Source organism: Bradyrhizobium sp. LB11.1 (genome assembly GCF_040549385.1).
GTDB lineage: Bacteria > Pseudomonadota > Alphaproteobacteria > Rhizobiales > Xanthobacteraceae > Bradyrhizobium.
Window position 1 is genome coordinate 227,663 of sequence record NZ_JBEPTH010000003.1, and the last position, 16,766, is coordinate 244,428.

Here is a 16,766-nt window from a genome sequence, read left to right on the forward strand (position 1 = left end):
AGCTCGCGGGCTTCAGCCGCGCCAAAGGCTATGGACAAGCCAATATTATGTCAATATCATTACACAGTTGGAGAACGCCGCGCGATGCCGTCAGCCATCAAGACTGCGACGAGAACCGGCCGCGACCTGCCGGCCGGCAATTCCTCGCGGGACCATCTCAACAACAAGCTTTTCTTCAGGCTGTTTCAGGCCGCCAACATCTACGAGACCCAGGCCGTGCGCGAGCTGGGCTTCTCGGCCGGGACGGGTGCGACGCTGGGCGCGCTGTACCGCGACCCCGAGGGCATGCTGTTCTCCGAACTCTATGCCTATCTCGGCGTGAGCCGCCAGAATCTCGATGCCGTACTGAAGGGACTGGAAAAGAAAGGCCTGGTGGAGCGCATCGAGGCCGAGGACGATCGCCGAAAGAGAATTGTGCGCCTTACACAAGACGGCATCGAGGCCTGGAAGGATTTGCACCGGCGCTCGCTGGATTTCTTCCGGCAAGGGACCAAGGGCGTGTCGGCGACGGAGATGACCGATTGCATCGAAACGTTGGCCCGCATCGTGCGGGGGTTGCGCGCAATCGGGCTGGACTGAAATTGAACGGCCGCGCCCACCGGCGCGGGACTGAAGGAAGCCCCGGCAATTCCAAACGACCGGGGCCATTCAAGTCGCCCGGCACGCCTCCGGCGTCCGGCCGCGACGGAGACCAGCAGGGAGGTTTCGATGACGAGCCACAAGGTTCCCGCCGCCGAGGAGTGCGTCCTCCGTTACCTGGTCGAGCGCTGGGCACGAGAGACCCCCGATCAGGTCTATGCGACCTTCGACGACGGCAGCCGCTTGACATACGGCGATCTGCTGCATCTGGCGAGACGGACCGGCAACGCGCTGCAGCTGCTGGGCGTGAAGCAGGGCGACACCGTCATGGTCTGGCTTCCGAACGGCTGCGAATGCCTGCTCGCCTGGTTCGGCATCAACATGATCGGTGCCGTGTACGTTCCGATCAACACCGCTTATCGCGGCGGCATTCTTCAGCACCTCGTGAACAACGCTGGCGCGAGCGTCGCCGTCGTCCATGCGAGCCTGCTGCCGCGGCTTGCCGACATCGACACGGGCGAGCTGCGCAAGGTCGTCGTGATCGGGGGTGAACCGGGCCCCGTCGCCGGACTCGACGTGCTGCCATCGAGCGCCCTCGAATCGACGACCGACGATGCGCCACCGCTCGAGCGTCCGATCGCGCCGTGGGACACGCAGTCGATCATCTACACCTCCGGCACGACCGGCCCCTCGAAAGGCGTGCTGTCGTCCTACGCCCATCTCTACGCTACCGGGCGCGGCATCTCGGCGGACCGGGATGGAAGCCCCTATCTCGGAGCCAGCGACACCTTCATGGTGAACCTTCCCCTGTTTCATGTCGGCGGCACGGGACCGAGCTATGCCATGCTGATCAACGGGGGCGCGATCGCCATGGTCGATCGCTTCGACACCGGAACGTTCTGGTCAACGGTCGCGAAGACCGGGACCACGATGGTGATCCTGCTCGGCGTCATGGCGAGCTTCCTGATGAAGCGGACCAACAATGGCGATGAGAAGAACAGCCCGCTCAAGCACGTCACCGTCATTCCGCTGAGCGAGGAAGGCATTGCCTTCGGCAAGCGCTACGGCGTCACGACGCACACGCTGTTCAACATGTCGGAGGTCTCCTGCCCGCTGTCGACCGCCCCCAACCCGACCGTCGCGGCGGCCTGCGGCAAGCCGCGGGCCGGCGTCGAGGCGCGTCTCGTCGACGCCCACGACTGCGAGGTTGCGCCGGGCGAGATCGGGGAACTGATCCTCCGCACCGACGCGCCCTGGGCCATGAACCACGGATACAACAAGGCGCCCGAAGCGACCGCGCTCGCCTGGCGCAACGGCTGGTTTCACACCGGTGACGCCTTCCGCGTCGACCAGGACAACAATTTCTTCTTCGTCGATCGGTTCAAGGACGCGATCCGCCGGCGCGGCGAGAACATTTCCTCGTTTGAAGTCGAGCTCGAAGTCGCCGCGCACCCCGCCATTCGGGAGGCTGCCGCCGTCTCCGTGCCGAGCGAGCATGGCGAGGACGACGTGATGGTCGCCGTCTCGCTTGCGGAGGGACAAACGCTGGACCCCGCGGAGCTCATCCACTTTCTCAAGCCGCGAATGGCCCATTTCATGGTCCCGCGCTACATCCGCGTCCTCGAGGATCTGCCGAAGACGCCGACCAACAAGGTCGAAAAGTATTTGTTGCGCAAAGACGGAATTACGTCGGACACCTTCGACCGCGACGCTGCAGGCATTGTTATCAAGAGCGAGCCGGTGCGCTCGTCGCGTTAGACGAAACGCGCGGGCCTCGGGTCAGGCCTTAGCACAGCTCCGTCTCCCACCTTATCGCGCGCCCCGCTCATCTGATTGCCTCGATCGCGTCGCGTTCGGAAGCGATGGGAAGCTAAGTCGTCAAAGGTGCTCGGTCGCCCTACCCGGAAGCATCCAGCGGCACCGCCGTTTGCGCTGCGCCGCGAAGCTGGAGGCAATCGCGCACCCGGGTACGCTCCTAAAGGCTCTCAGAGACGCCTTTTTGCCGACGAGAGACGTGTTCTTCGGGGCGCCGGTTGCCGCGGTTCGTCGCCGTCTATTGGCTGTCCGAGGCGCCGCCCAAGTCGGGCGTCTCCGGATCGAACGCTTCCTACTCTAGAATTTGGCGCCCTCCCTGGATCGGCATCGGCATTTCCTTCTGGCCGGCCTCCGCCTTGCGCGGCTTCTTGCCCGCCTTCTGAAGCCGCGGTCGCGCCAAGGATCGCAGTAAGGTTTTCTGCGTGCCAGCCGCAGCATCGATCGCCTGAGTTCCAGTCGTCCAGATTCACACTCACGGTCCCAAAAATCCGCCATGCACGGGTGTGCTCTGCTGTTCGGCGAACTCGGCGCTCGTGAGGTTGGCGGATCGACCGTCGGCGAATGAGCCCCAATCACAGAGGGCTCGCCAACTCGACGTATCTGCAGAAGGCATTGGCAAGCTGCATCTGTCTTGGCGTCCGACATTCCGCTTCGAACAATCGTGGTGATGCGACGATCACGCACAGGCACCTTGCCCGCGACGTCGCCACATTCAGGCGGTTCGAGCTGTAAAGGAATTCCATGCCACGCGGCGCATCGGCGTGGCTTGAAGTCGTCATGGAGTAGATGACGATCGGCGCCTCCTGCCCTTGAAACTTGTCGACGGTACCGACGCGCGCGCCCGGAATACGCTCCTGAAGCTCAAAGACCTGTGCGTTGTAGGGAGCGATGACGAGAATGTCCTTCAATCCAATAGCGGCCTCGACGCCGTTCCGATCCACCCAGGTCGCCCCCACTCTCAGAACTTCTATAACCAGATCGCGAACCGCATCGGCCTCTTCCCGCGAAGAGCTCTGATTACCGGAGTGCTCGACCGCCAGGTAGCGGAGCCCCGCTCCGTTTAGCCTACCTTTCGATTTTACTTTCTGGTTCTCCAAACCGGGGCGCGAAAAGAGCCGGCCTTCATAGAAGAGCTCCGAGTTGAAAGCGCAGATGGTCGGATGCAGGCGCCAAGTCTCGGGCAAGAATAGACCGCGGTCAGGTGGAACGGTCGCGTGGGGCCCGAGGACGTGGTCTAGCGCCGAAACGTCGGCTCCGTCCGGATGGCTGCCCTGAATAGGCTGCCCCACTTGACGGGGGTCACCGAGAAGAACGACGCTGTCCGCGGCCTGCGACACGGCAAGCACGTTTGCAAGGGACATCTGGGCCGCTTCGTCAATGAAAAGGACGTCCACGCATTGCGAGGCGTCGGGTCGCGCCCAGAACCACGCGGTTGCACCTCCGACTTGGCCAGCGATGCCAAGTGCATCGAGAAATTCGCCGTTGCTTGTGGTGAAGTTGAGACTCGGTAGATCGTCCTCCTTGTCGGAAACCTTCTGGATGCACTGAATGGGCTGCTCCTCTGCTGCGGCGGCAGCGACCACCTCATCGAGAAGATTGCGAATGACCTTGTGGCTGTTAGCAGTGACGCCGATGGTCTTTCCTTCCTTCGCGAGCGCGCAAATCATGCGGGCCCCCGTGAAGGTCTTCCCAGAGCCGGGAGGACCTTGCACGGGAAAGACACTCTCATCGAGATTGAGCGCCACGCGCACGGCCCCTGCCAGAGTTGCCTCGCCCGCTCTCTGTAACTCCTGCCCTCGAAGGCGCGGCGCGACCGCCAAAATGAGGTCGCGAGCTGCGCGGTATGCGCCCTCACCTTCCAGCCCGTTGTCTGCAATGAACTCTCCAATCCGTACCAGGGAATCCGCGAGCACCTGGGTGTCGATGTAGGTGTGGGCGAAAACCGCCTCGGGGTGGATCTCAGCCGAATCTTTGCGCTTCTTGACGTATATGGTCCGCTCATCGAGCGATAGGGCCACCGCGCTACCGAATTTCTCGCCACCAAGCGTCCTGAGATTGTCGCCCGGGCGAATGTCTGTGTCCTGCAGGCCGAACCTATAGCGGTGAACAGGCGCCTTCGTCGTGCCTCCAACCTGTTCCACGAATTCCAGGTCGGCGAGGCCGTCGCGCTCGCCCAGAAGATCGTCGGCCGAAAGATCTCTAAGCCTGAAGAACTCCCACCAGACGGCTTTCTTCTCGCGTCCGTGCCAGTCGACCAAGGAGGCGAAAAGCCATCGCGCCTGCTGCTCCGCTGTGCGCTCGGTCGCATTGTCGGGAACGCCTTCCACGAGGCGCGCTGCGAGTGCGGCCACCTTCCGATGCCAAGCGTCGAGCTCCGGACTAAGCTCCGCAGTCGCGACGGTCGGGCGATCGATGGCCGCGCCCTTCTCGATGAGATCAGCCCGCAGCGCCTCCAACCAAGCCCGTAAACCCTCCGTCGAAGCGCAGTCGTCTCGATTGTAGCCCTTGATGGCGTTCTTATCCGACTCCTGAACTCCGCCCGAGTCGGCCATCTCCAAGCATGCCTGGGCCCTGGCAAGCACGGCTGCAACTTCGTCCAAAGGAACGCTGCGCGCGAAGGAATAGAGCGGTTCGAGCTTCTTGATCGAATAGCTTTCGACGCTCGCACGGATAGCGTGCCGAACGACTGAATAGAGATCAACGAAAGTTTCCGCCCGCAGAAGGTTGTCCAGTTCGTTCTCGCGCGTGGCGTATCGACCCATCAATCGCTTCAACGCGGTAATTTCATAGGGTGCGAAGTGATAGATGTGCAGATCCGGAAATGTCTTCAGACGTTCGATGACGAAGTCGATGAAGCGCTCGAAAGCTGCCCTCTCCTCTTGCCTCGTGGACGCCCAATCACCGACGTACCGCCGCGTCCCGTCCGCATCGGAGCATACATAACCGGTCAGAAACTCGAGCCCGCCGTCGCCGACCCAGGGATCGCCCTCGTAGTCAAAGAAAATGTCGCCTCCCGATGGTTCGGGAAGACGACACAGCCCCAAGCCTGCCTCGGAGGGCAAGGATTCGTAAAGGACCGTGCCCGCAATCCGGCCCTCAACCTGGATTCTCGCCTGTTCGCGGATCCTTTCGTAGCTCCGGGCGGCGCCACGATCTGGCCTCCACTGGAGCGGTACGGGCAGCTCGGCGAGCGCAGCCACCGTCGCGACCCCGCGTCTTTCTAATTCGCCGATCTGAGACTTACTGATGCCAGCGACGAGGGACATGTGGTCGTCCGCTCTTCTCTTGCCGTCGCAATGCTTGCGCCATCTGCATATATCGCAATGTTCGATCGGCTCGGGATAGGTGCTGACGGCGGTCGGGGTATCCACCGCTCGCTCGAGGCTGCTCCTTACGTGTCGATAGTAGGCCGCGTAATCAGCAATCCGGTATTCTTCAGGGACGTAGTTCGAGCCAGGCGTCACGACATAGGCCGAAACGGCGTCTGCCCCCTGAATCTCCGAGAGCAGTTCAGAATAAAGAGATATCTGAAGAATCGTATTGCCCTTCGTTTCCCGAGTCAGCTTCGTATCCATCACTTGGTAGGACCAGAATCCGAACCGGCTCGGAGTCTCCACTCGTCGTAAGATGTCCGCACGTCCATTCCACCTGCCGGCCTGGAGCGCGCCTTGGACGATGACCGCATCGCCCCGCTTCATGGCTTGCCGGGTCGCTGTCAAGGCCGGCACATCGCTGCCGACCCCGTCGACGACCGTGACCGCGAAACCAGCGGCCTTGATATGTTCGATGAAGCCTTGCTCATGCTGCGCACCGCGCTCAGCAAGCGTTTCGAGAACCGGGTCCCAAATCTTTGGCTTTGCTAGTTCGCCGTTAGCGAACTTCAGGTCGAGCTCCGTGAGGTACCGGCAGTTCAGGTGCCCCACAAGATCGGCAGCGCTGAGGTTGATCGTCGTTCCAATCTTCTGCATTACACCCCCAAAGCCTCACGTCAGAACACGCCGATGCTGTGTCATAGGGCCGACGTAATTCGAGGATTTTGTACGTCCGCGCCGTTCTGTCCAGCCTACAAACTCTTGCCTGCGCTCGCGCAGTGCAAGGTCTCTTAAGCGACGGCACTTTAGGCGACGGCTCTTAAGCGACGGCTCGCGAGATGCCTTGCGATCCGTGTCTTCCACGATGACGATGGCGTGCGACTGGTGGATCGCAGAGGTGGCAACTTGGATTAGAGCTGCGGGCGCGACCGAGCGCAATCTCGATTTCGAGTTCGTTCTGGAAATTCGCTGTGAAAGAGCTACCCGAGGCGATGACAACCTGCCAGCGGCGCCTGATCGAAGCACGCCGTCCTTTAGACCTCAAATGAACTACACCCCAGAAAAAGGAGTTCTCGCGTGCTGATCGTAACCGTGACGCTGGTACCCTCCGGCTTCGTACCCCTTCGCAGAGACATCGGAACGTTACGCATTTCCAACATCGCTAACCTGGCGCGCATTTCGGATTATTCAATCGATATCATTGAGGCCGCCAATCCGTTGACCGGTACGCCCGCGCGGATCGGCGGCTGCCGGATCGAGGCTCACGACCGGCTTCAGTCAGTCTGGGCGATCGTCGAACGCGCCGCGCAGGCGGCGCGGAGTGCAGATCTGGTCAACTTTTGAGCCGAGGCCTCATGTTAGGATCTTTTCCGCGGAACCATATAGACACTTCGGCAAAGACCATCTGGCCGATTCCGGTCGATGCCGATCTATTCCGGGATGCGCTGCTCCGGGCGACACTCGACCCAACGGCACGGTCAATCGATAGTTTTCCCCGCGCAATATCCCGCTATTCGCCGAGACTAGAGATCGTCGCAAGGGACGATGGCCGGTTGGCGTTTGGACTGAGGGGCGACGCGCTCTCTTCGGCCGTAAAGCAACTCGGAGGTGGCGAGCCATTGCCAACACTGATGTCAACGGAAGAGGAAATGCGGTCCGAGCCGAGATACTCGAACGATCGCCAGATCTGGTCGCACAGAAAGCGGCGCGTACCGTACGCCATCCATATCCAGATCCTGCGCTTTGATTGTCAGCGGGCCCATGCGCCCACCCCGACGCGGCGCTATCTGGGTGTGCTCGCGCCTTTGACAGGACTCACCCAGGCGTCGGCCGCAATCCTAGCCCTCTTCGCCTAAGGGCCGGACCCAGGTTGGGCGACGCGTGCAATGTCAAGGGCCATGCGCCGAGCCGGTCGAACTCGGCCGTCTGGCGACCGCGCCGCAGCAGCCGCTCTCGCGGTCTATTCGATCGAATTCTAGGAGCGCTCCATGCCGCGTTTCAATGGAACATCTGAATTCTTCACGTCCGCCAAGACGTCTGGACCAATACTGATAGACAGTGCCGTCGCACGCGACGCCCTGATCAGGGCCACCATCGATCCCATAGTGCGCTCAATCGAAAAGCTCGCCGATCCCGCTCCCTCAGGGGCCTTGGCCGTACTCGTGCGCGATGACGGACGCTTCGCGTACGGCTTGGGCGATGACGGGCATCCTGTACCGGATGCGGCACACGCCTGGCCCATTCGTCCGATGATCATCACGCTTGCCGATCTCTATCGGGAGCCTGCCAATTCAAACGACCGCCTGATCTGGGCGTGCCGCGATCGCCGCGTTTCGAGCGGTCTGCGCTATCAGATCGTGCAGGCTCTGACCGACGGAGGACCCTCACGCATCGACGACTTGGTGTCGACCGTCGGGATGGCGCGCAGGTCCGAGCACGCAGTCTTCTCGTTGGCATGCGCCGACGTGATCGAGATCGACGAACTCGCCTCGTGCGCGGTTCACACCGGCAGCATCGTCAGAATCCGCACTTGCGCCGCTGTGGCGACCGCCAGCCGGCTTTGGTACGGCCCGCCTCCCGGCGGCGGGTGAGTCACTGATCACGTTTTTATTATCCAGAGGTACCAAGCAGAAGGCAGCGGGAGATCCGTCAACAGATTTTGCAAATCAAGGAGATTTTTCCGAAATGCTCTCGCGATGCAAGGCGCCCGAAAATGCCGCCGATGCGGCGATCGTCGATATCGATTGGTTCAATACCCGCGGCCTCGCAACGCGATTCAGATCGGAGATCTTGAACAGACTTATCTAGCCCTGACTCAGGAGTGGCGAAAAAATCAAGCCGAATATTTGCTAAGCGATTCACCCGACAGCGCTTTTTGAAATTCAGCTGGCCGCTATGCGCCTTCGGAGTCATCCTCAGAGACGATGCGTAAGGAGGCCCTATGACGAGCTCGGCTTAGGTTAGCGACGGAAAACGGGACTGATCAGCAGTCAGATCCCGTTCTCCGATCGCGTTGTCTCGAATGGAAGAGTTTACCGACCAACGGTAGGATTCTCTCCGAAACTCCAGCGGTTTGCAAGTGGCGTTTGAAGCGCCGCCCGAGAACGCGTGCCCTTGGGGTGCGGAGGAGAATTCTTGTCTACTCGCTCGATGAAAGGTCGCGCCAGGCGCGGTAAGACCGCAGCTAAGCCGAAGCGCCGCCGCCGTTACAATCCGGACAGCCGCTGGCACCGCAAGAAGCATCCCCTCATCAAAGGGGCCGCGGCCCGGCAAGTCAGGACCGGTCGCCGCAATCAATTCGTTGGCGCCGTCCCGATGACGCGTCTGAACGGAAAGATGGTCGACGGCGAGAGCCTGCTCGAGCTCGACGCCCTCGTGATCATCGACAACGACGGCGGTTTTCGGGACGTCATCGCGCAGCCGTTCCAGTTGACACTCGATGTCGCCGGCCGGATCCGGCGCTGGACCCCGGACTTTCTCATCGTAAAGGACGGCCGCGACCTCCTCGTCGAGGTCAAGTGTCTCTCCTGGCTCTACCACCGAGATCCGGCCAAGGCTGCGCTCGCGCGTAGCCGCGTCAATGCCATTGAGAGCGCGTGCGCGCGGCGCGATTGCGACTTCATGCTGCTGACCGAAGACGAGATCCGGGTCGAGCCGAGGCTGTACAACGCCAGCATCTGCCACCGCCACAACGCGCCGCACCTCGTTCCGCGTGAGCTGATCGTTGTGGGCCTGTCTGCGCTCGCGGCGGCGCCCGACGAGCTGACGATCGAGCAGTTCGCCCAACTCATCCCTCCGGTCCACCCGATTCACGCTCTGGGTCTGGCCGTCCGCCTCGAGCGCCTCGGCCATCTGCGCATCGATCGGCGGACGCGGTACTCGCTGTCCTCGACCATGGTGAAGACTTTCGCCAGCCCCAACGGAGCGCGCGCATGATGATACGCTTCTATCAGGGCAGCCTACTGCGGATCCACGGCCATCGTTATGTCGTCGACGGCTTCGTGGAAGGGTATTGGCACTTTGCCCCGAACGAGCCGACGGACAAGGTCGCGAGGCCCCTCCGGTATACTCCGGAAACCGTGCGCAAGTTGATGCGAGAGATGAAGATTGTCTCGGAAGGCGTCTACCTCGCGCTTGACGCGAACACCCGTGAAGCGCTCACCCGGGATTTAGGATCCTTCACCAAGCAGGAGGTTGAATCGGCCTTCAAGAAGCGGCCCTTCGTGAAGGCGTTCGACGAACTCGGGGGGCTGTACCTCCAAAAGCTTGCCAAACTTGGAGAGCTGATCAAGAGCGTCAACGGAAATTCCGATCTCACCACGGACCCGTTTCCGGAGGACGATCTGCCGAAGACGCGGCGGGTCCTCGGCTGGTTTGACGCGTGGATCTCCTCTGGCCGCGACATCAGGGCTCTCGTCGACTTCCACAGCAAGAAGGGCAACCGGACCGACCGGTTGGAAGGCTGGGAGCGCGATGAGATCAACCGCGCCATTGACATATTCTACAACGCCGATATCCGCGGCTCCGAAGCCGCCGCGTGGCAGGAAGCCCACGATCGCATCCTCATCCGCTGGAAGACGGAAGGTCTCGTGCCTTCCGGGATCAAACACCGACATTACAACACAAAGGACGTCTTGGGAAAGAACGCGATCGGGCGCGCTCTCGCCCAGCGTTCGCATTTCGCTCTAGTCGCCAACCGGTTTGGCAAATACAAGGCCAACAACCTCTTTCGCAATCTCGGCGTCGGCCCGCAAGGCGACTTCTCCAGCTCCGACTGGGAGGTCGACCACACGCCGATGGACGTGATCTTGCGCGACGACCGCACCGGCGCACTGCTCCCCAAGCCTTACCTCACCGCGATCATCGACAGGTTTAGTCGTATCATCGTCGGTTACGAGATCGGATTTGCGCCCCCGAGCTGGGTCAGCGTGATGGCGGCGCTGCGAGTGGCCGTGATGCCGAAGGAGGAGTTTCTGAAGGCGCTCGGTGAAGACTTTCAGTTCGACTGGCCCGTGTACGGGGTGCCCATGCGCTTCTGGAGCGACAACGGACGCGAATTCCGCTCGGCATCCATGAGCGCAACCTGCGCGGTCCTGAACATACAGGCGCGAGACTTGCCCGTTCGGCGCGGCGACCTGAAAGGCAAGGTGGAGTCTTGGTTCAAGACGACGACACGGAAGCTGACGCATCTGCTGCCCGGTACCACCCGCTCGAACCCCATCGATCGGGGAGACTACGACTCGGAGGGCAAGGCACGGCTGACCCTCTCGGCGCTCAAGAAGATTGTCGCTATCTGGGTCGTCGACGTCTACAACCAGAACAAGCACTCGATGACTGGCGAGCCGCCGGCCGTCAGGTATCTCCGCGGGCTCGAAGAAGGCGGTCAGACGCCCGCCCCCCGTCCCGAGCTCCTCGCGCCGATGACCGGCCTGGTCGTTAGGCGCTCGCTCACGCGCGCAGGCGTTAGGTACAATAAGCTCCGCTGGAATTCGAACGCGTTCTCCGCGCTCATGGCCCGCGTCGGGGCCGGCGCCAGCGTGATGATCCGCATCGATCCTCTAGAACTGAAGACCGCTTTCGTGCTCGACGAGGAAAGCAACGAATGGATCGAAGGCGACTTTCTCGGCGAGACGGAGATTGAGCAGCAGACGCTCTACCAATACGAGCAAGTCAAGAAGACCCTCAACGATCTCGACGTCAACGATGAGGAGCGCAGCCTGAAGATGGCTTTCGCCCGCCAGCGAATGTTCGAAATCGTAGAGGAGAGCGCACCGAAGGAGAAGGCAGTGAGCAGGAAAGTCGCGCGCTTCGTCACCGAGGGGCGCAAGCCCGCCGAGCACGTCTACCAGTCGCGCGAGGACGCCGACGAGAGCGAGCGCCCGCTAACCAGCCACGTGATCACGGACGCCGCGCCGAAAGCCGCCCCGCCCGATGCGCGCGGCCCCCATCGAGAACGGGTTCTGCCCAATCCCTTCCTCGAGTCGCTGTTTCCGCCCGAGGGACGCGTTGCCTCGAGCGCGGCGACTGCGCCCGAGAGTTTGCCGCCGCTCGTTCCGAAGCCGCTTTCGTTGCGCCGTCGCCCTCTAACTCAGAAAGAAGAAATATGACCAAAGGACACGAAGTGAATATTAAGCGCGTCCTCACGAAACGAGGCATCGTGATCGATGGCAGGGGCTATAACTCCGAGAACGTGCAGATGCTGCGCAACATCATGCATCCGGGGAAGTCCCTCGACATCAGGATGGAGCTCCTCGTCCCCGACCGGATCTATGTCTTCAACCCGATCCGCGACTTCTGGTTCAAGGTGCACGCCGTCGAATACCCGCGGCTGGTGACGCATCGCGAGATCGAGGGATGAAGCGCCATCTCCTTGTGCCGACGGGCCGACCCGAATGACGAAACGCTGGAGCGAGCTGTCGCTATCCGAACGACGCCAGCACGTGGGTCAGCTCGTGCTGCTCACGCCCGCCTTGACGGGTGCGATGTCGCTGGTCGGCGACTTGTGGGATTCTTGGCGCGAAGCCCCTGAAGGCGAGATCAGCTTCATTCAAGGCGAAACCCGCGCAGGAAAGACCACCGCGCTCGACGAGTTCATGCTCGAAAAGCACGCAGAGCACGTGAAGCTCTACGCCGGCCGTGAGGGATACGAGGTCAGTCCGCTCGCGGACAATTCCGCCCTCTGGGCGCTTGAGATAAGGACGCCGTCCGGGTGGCTCCGGCCGATCATCAAGGTCCAGGTACCGAAGAAAGCAAAATACAAGGCGCTCTTCGAGGCGGTCCTGTTCACTCTCATGAACCTCACCAAGATCCCCGCCAGGATGAGCACCGAGAAGTATCTGCTTCAAATACTCGTTAAGCAACTGCACGAGCAGCAGACGCGCGTTATCATCTTCGACGAATGCCACCACATATCCGAGTTCCGGAATCCGGACGGAGCTTATGACGCCGGCGATGTCTTCAAGAACATCGCCAAATGCGGTCGCACCGGTGTGGTCTGCACCGGCCTGCCGCATATGATGGAAATCGCCGACGCCAATCCGCAGGTCCGGGAAAGCGAAAGGGACAGGTTCACCGTCGCGCCCTTCCCGCTTGACCTCGCTGCGGGATCGGACCTGCGGATGTTCATGACCGCTCTCAACGAGCAGCTTCCGTTTGACCAGCCCTCCTGCCTCGCCGACGATGATGTCATCTACCGAATCGCGCTGCTGAGGGACGGCTTTGCAGGCCGTATCGCGCGCTTCGTCCAGCAAGTGACGGGGTATGCCCTCTCGGTCGGTGCGCCCTGCATCGACATGCCGACGTTGAAGGCGTTCCTGCGCGTCAAGAAGGGCGTCGCCGATGCGGAGAACATCTTTCTCATGAGCCGCGACGAGGCCGCCGATTATCCCGCCGCCGTCCAGAAGGCCCTGCGGATGCGTGCACTGCAGGCGCAGAAACGTCGCGGAAGGCACGCTGCGCGGCAAGAGAGCAGGCACCAGTTCGGCGCGAGGGAATGATGTATTTGCTTCCCCGATGGATTTCTCCCGAGCGGTTCGAACCTCCACACGGGTGCATGCTTCGGCTCGCGGAACGCAACGGTTTGCCGGGAATGCTTGAGCTCCGTCTTTTGACAGGATTGAGCATTAGTAAGATCATGGATGGGCGCGATCTGGACAAGCTCGCCGCGCTTTTGCACTGCGATCCCACGGTCTTAGACGCGAATGCGATCATACGGCGGAACAACGCCCGGGCCATAGTCGGCGGCCATACGATGCGGCCTAGCGCCGATTTCACGCCTCTCAGCGTCCGCCGAGCCTGTCCAAGTTGCGTCAAAGAAGCGCCTTATCATCGAGCCTGGTGGGATTGGTCGTTCGTGTCCACGTGTCCGTGGCACGAATGCTTGCTCGTCGACGAGTGCACCTGTGGAGGAAAACTGTCTTGGCAGGACGGTTCCCCGTTCAAGTGTCGCGAATGCGACGGCGGAGACATACGGATATCGCTGAATGCGCCGGTCGACGCGCGGCTGACCGCACCCGACCGCTGGGCCATCGATCGGTATATTGGACAAGAGAGGCAAATCGTCGAACTCATCGATGACGCGCCGCTTGGTCATGCCGCCGAGCTCATCAAACGCGTGGGCGTGCTGCATGTACATGGTTACCAGCCCACTTATCCAAAGATGTCGGATCCGGCGACCGTCATGGAGGTGCGAGCCCGGGGGTACGAGCTTCTCGCGGCAGGTGGCATCCAAGACGTGCTTCAGCGCGCCTTCGATGGATATCTCCTATCCGCCCCCGGGCCTTATCGCCCCCTGAAGCACCTGTACGGCTGGTTCTACAGTTGGTTCATAAACACTGGCGGCGTTCGCCTATATCCGCGCATGGCCGCAGCGATTTCTCGCCACTCAAAGGAACGGATCCAGGTGACCCGTCGTGCGTTCGGAGGTCTTTTGCCTCCCGAGGACAACTCGGGGGAGCGGAACCTCACGCTGTCGGAAGCCTCGCAGCTCGCCAAAGTGCGCACCCAGACAATGCGATTGCTGTTGTCGTTCGAAGGCCTCATAAGGCCCGAGAAGCTCAAGGGGGCTCCGGTGTCCGTAGGGCGCGACGTCGCGGAACGGATCGCTCGGGATATTGCCGAGGCATTTTCCTTGACGTCTCTCGAGACCTACTTGGGCTTGAGACGTATTGCTATGATTAAGCTCGTCAGGAGCGGCATGTTACCCTATTGGGTGGGCGGCGCAGCACGTTACCGCTATCTCTTCCGGAAACGGCAGATCATCGATTGGCTCAACGATCTGCTGGGAGATGCGCCGGTCGCGAATGTAGCTCCGCCCGCAACCGTCGCTCTGGCCGATGTCCCGCAAGCCTTCAAGATTGACACCGTACTGCTTTTTGAAGCGGTCAAACGTCGGGATATTTCCATAGTCGCGATGATCGAAGTCGAGCCACGCCTACGGAACGCGTTCGTTCGAGTGGACGACGTAGCGCGCTACAAGGCCACACGCGTCCGCGAAACGCCGGCGCTTTCCAGGTCCGTGTAGTCTTCGAGACTGCCGTCAGCCTTTGCTGTAGACCGCACCGCTGCCAGCGCGGACGAACGACCTTTTGCAAATACAACACACAATTGCTGCCGCGCACTTGGCTATGACGATTCAACGCGCTGCGCGCATCAACCGTCGCGAGCGTGACCGGCCGCCGCTTACGTTGTTATGGGGTGCAAACGGCGCGTTCCCCGGACTTATAGAGTGGATCGGGAGATCCTATGGGGTGCGATGCGCCGGAATCGTTGAGCTTTTTCGCGCTCGATATGAGTCTTACAGGGTGCGTATCACGAATAACAGCCGTCCAACTCGTTAAGACGACGAAAGCCGCTCCCATACCGAGCGGCTTTCTTTTAGGAGCTTCTGCAACTTCTAGGCGCACTACACGACAGCGTACTCCTCTAGAGCAGGATGACCATTTTATCTCTCAGTCCGTCGGTGACCCTAGCAACCTCGCCGAAGATGATGGAACCCCAGCAATCGCGTCTACCTCGGACAATCAGACGGACCAATGATGAACACTGAGGAAACCAAACAGACCAACCTGTCCTTTAAGCTCGAAACAAAGGACTATCTTCTGCTGGTCCCCGCGCTCGCCAGCGGCCTAGCGATAGTATACGAACTTGGGTCGTTCTATCCGTTGGGGACCGTTGCTTTTAGCCTGTTCAGCATCACAGACCATCTCCTGTGGGCTCTACAAAATCTCCCCTATCCATACTAACGGTCGGAATTGCGATCATTGGCGTTGTTGCTTACGACTACCTACACGGCGATCAGAAACCAACTCTTCCAGACAAGGGAAAATGGGTACGAAAATATTTCTCGAAGCTACTGAATCTTTCCATCGGCGCGTTCTTTTTGGCCTATGGCTTTTTCGAGAGATCCGGCGCACCTATCACCATTGGGGTATTCGGACTGATATTGTTGCTACAAACCGGAAGTTGTTTCCGATCGTCCCGTTGCTATTCGCTCTTTTCGTTGTTTGCTTTGTGTTTGCGCGGGGATTTGATGACACAAGACTTTTCCTGAACGGAGCCACGCCTGCCCGCTTTGAATTCTCGGGCGGCAACGTTCGAAATCTGATTCTCGTTCGATCGGGCGAACACGCGTTGCTGCTATTTGATCGAGATCTACAGCAATTTACGTTCGTCAAATTTGACGAACTCAAGAGCATCGTTTGGCAACGCTTACCGTTGCGCAAAATCAAAATAACACAATGAAGTTTGGCTTATCAGCTCGTAGGATGGGTTGGGCCCTTGCGAAACCCATCCTGTTTCCGCGCGGAGGAAGCTTTGATGGGTTTCGCTTTCGCTCTACCCATCCTACGAGCTTAATTGGCGGTGAAGTTAAATTCACTGTCAACGTAACTCCGCGCCCCCTAGGATTGCAGACGGCAATTCAACACGCTAGACGTTTGATCATTAGAGCAAGCCGATTCGCACCTCTTGGGGGATAGATGAAAAAGCTGATAACGGGTTTCGTCGTGATGTTTTTGTCGCTGAGCGTATCGATGGCTAAGGCTGCTCCCCTCTACGAGTGTGGCGGCAACGCTGCCTGCCAAGCCAAGCGCGATCGCATGTCCCAAGACACCTATGAGCGCAACATCAACCGGTGCCTGGCCGCAGCGGGCGCCACCCGCGAGCAGTGGCGCGCCCACGCCGTGCCCGGCCGGCAGGCAGACAAGGTCCGCGCCTGCCTGGAACGGCGCGGCTAACGCCGCCCCAAGCTGAGCTTCGCGTGTAGAATGACGCGCGAACGAAACCTCGGTGACCGTACACTCAAGTCAAGCCTGTCTAAGCCCGTAGGATGGGTTGAGCACTCGCGAAACCCATCATGTTTCCGCGCGGAGGAAGCTTTGGTGGGTTTCACTTTCGCTCTACCCATCCTACGAGCTGTCACCGGAATCGTGCGGCCATAATCGCAGTTTGGTTCCGACTTCATTGCTCATCAATGCCCCACCGCCGAAACTGCCTTTGCGCTCGCCCCCTTCCCTCCCAAACTCCGACCACCACCGGCATGAGTTCCGACGGGCCCGGTAG

At 60.6% G+C, this 16,766-nt stretch carries 12 protein-coding genes; 11 read left to right on the forward strand and 1 reads right to left on the reverse strand.

Annotated features, from left to right (window positions below; all coding sequences use genetic code 11):
- The first annotated feature begins 84 nt into the window (after positions 1–84).
- Both ABIA96_RS08715 and ABIA96_RS08720 read left to right on the forward strand, forming a co-directional pair.
- Positions 85–579: a MarR family winged helix-turn-helix transcriptional regulator gene (locus tag ABIA96_RS08715; RefSeq protein WP_354136635.1), complete on the forward strand. Its 495-nt coding sequence runs from the start codon at positions 85–87 to the stop codon at positions 577–579.
- A 129-nt stretch (positions 580–708) separates the two neighbouring features.
- Positions 709–2,337: an AMP-binding protein gene (locus ABIA96_RS08720; RefSeq protein WP_354136636.1), complete on the forward strand. Its 1,629-nt coding sequence runs from the start codon at positions 709–711 to the stop codon at positions 2,335–2,337.
- Positions 2,338–2,966: 629 nt separating this feature from the next.
- Here the strand turns inward: ABIA96_RS08720 and ABIA96_RS08725 are convergent.
- Positions 2,967–6,362 (reverse strand): TM0106 family RecB-like putative nuclease, encoded by a 3,396-nt coding sequence (locus ABIA96_RS08725; protein WP_354136637.1) that lies wholly within the window; start codon positions 6,360–6,362, stop codon positions 2,967–2,969.
- Between the two features lie 420 nt (positions 6,363–6,782).
- On the opposite strand from ABIA96_RS08725, the gene ABIA96_RS08730 reads away from it, so the two are divergent.
- The 9 genes from ABIA96_RS08730 (at position 6,783) to ABIA96_RS08770 (ending at position 16,441) form a co-directional block, all read left to right on the forward strand.
- Positions 6,783–7,049 (forward strand): hypothetical protein, encoded by a 267-nt coding sequence (locus ABIA96_RS08730; RefSeq protein WP_354136638.1) that lies wholly within the window; start codon positions 6,783–6,785, stop codon positions 7,047–7,049.
- A 644-nt stretch (positions 7,050–7,693) separates the two neighbouring features.
- Positions 7,694–8,296 carry a hypothetical protein gene (locus ABIA96_RS08735; protein WP_354136639.1) on the forward strand — a complete coding sequence of 201 codons (603 nt, stop codon included), beginning with the start codon at positions 7,694–7,696 and terminating at the stop codon, positions 8,294–8,296.
- 745 nt (positions 8,297–9,041) lie between these two features.
- Complete coding sequence (locus ABIA96_RS08740) at positions 9,042–9,641, forward strand: hypothetical protein (protein ID WP_354136640.1); 600 nt, start codon at positions 9,042–9,044, stop codon at positions 9,639–9,641.
- On the forward strand, positions 9,638–11,812 hold the full coding sequence (locus ABIA96_RS08745) for a TnsB C-terminal domain-containing protein (RefSeq protein WP_354136641.1): 2,175 nt from the start codon (positions 9,638–9,640) through the stop codon (positions 11,810–11,812). The genes ABIA96_RS08740 and ABIA96_RS08745 overlap by 4 nt, the downstream gene beginning before the upstream one ends.
- 50 nt (positions 11,813–11,862) lie before the next feature.
- On the forward strand, positions 11,863–12,063 hold the full coding sequence (locus ABIA96_RS08750; protein ID WP_354136642.1) for a hypothetical protein: 201 nt from the start codon (positions 11,863–11,865) through the stop codon (positions 12,061–12,063).
- 94 nt (positions 12,064–12,157) lie between these two features.
- Entirely contained in the window at positions 12,158–13,201 is a 1,044-nt protein-coding gene (locus tag ABIA96_RS08755) for a TniB family NTP-binding protein (protein WP_354136643.1), read from the forward strand.
- On the forward strand, positions 13,198–14,727 hold the full coding sequence (locus ABIA96_RS08760; protein WP_354136644.1) for a TniQ family protein: 1,530 nt from the start codon (positions 13,198–13,200) through the stop codon (positions 14,725–14,727). The genes ABIA96_RS08755 and ABIA96_RS08760 overlap by 4 nt, the downstream gene beginning before the upstream one ends.
- A gap of 803 nt (positions 14,728–15,530) precedes the next feature.
- Positions 15,531–15,947, forward strand: coding sequence for a hypothetical protein (locus ABIA96_RS08765; RefSeq protein WP_354136645.1), 417 nt, complete (start codon positions 15,531–15,533; stop codon positions 15,945–15,947).
- 236 nt (positions 15,948–16,183) lie between these two features.
- Positions 16,184–16,441, forward strand: a complete 258-nt coding sequence (locus tag ABIA96_RS08770) for a hypothetical protein (protein WP_354136646.1) — start codon at positions 16,184–16,186, stop codon at positions 16,439–16,441.
- The last annotated feature ends 325 nt before the right edge of the window (positions 16,442–16,766 follow it).

Coding starts and splice junctions, on each gene's coding strand:
- ABIA96_RS08715 (WP_354136635.1), top strand. CDS start 85: ATGCCGTCAGCCATCAAGACTGCGACGAGAACCGGCCGCGACCTGCCG.
- ABIA96_RS08720 (WP_354136636.1), top strand. CDS start 709: ATGACGAGCCACAAGGTTCCCGCCGCCGAGGAGTGCGTCCTCCGTTAC.
- ABIA96_RS08725 (WP_354136637.1), bottom strand. CDS start 6,362: ATGCAGAAGATTGGAACGACGATCAACCTCAGCGCTGCCGATCTTGTG.
- ABIA96_RS08735 (WP_354136639.1), top strand. CDS start 7,694: ATGCCGCGTTTCAATGGAACATCTGAATTCTTCACGTCCGCCAAGACG.
- ABIA96_RS08740 (WP_354136640.1), top strand. CDS start 9,042: ATGGTCGACGGCGAGAGCCTGCTCGAGCTCGACGCCCTCGTGATCATC.
- ABIA96_RS08745 (WP_354136641.1), top strand. CDS start 9,638: ATGATGATACGCTTCTATCAGGGCAGCCTACTGCGGATCCACGGCCAT.
- ABIA96_RS08760 (WP_354136644.1), top strand. CDS start 13,198: ATGATGTATTTGCTTCCCCGATGGATTTCTCCCGAGCGGTTCGAACCT.
- ABIA96_RS08765 (WP_354136645.1), top strand. CDS start 15,531: ATGGGTACGAAAATATTTCTCGAAGCTACTGAATCTTTCCATCGGCGC.
- ABIA96_RS08770 (WP_354136646.1), top strand. CDS start 16,184: ATGAAAAAGCTGATAACGGGTTTCGTCGTGATGTTTTTGTCGCTGAGC.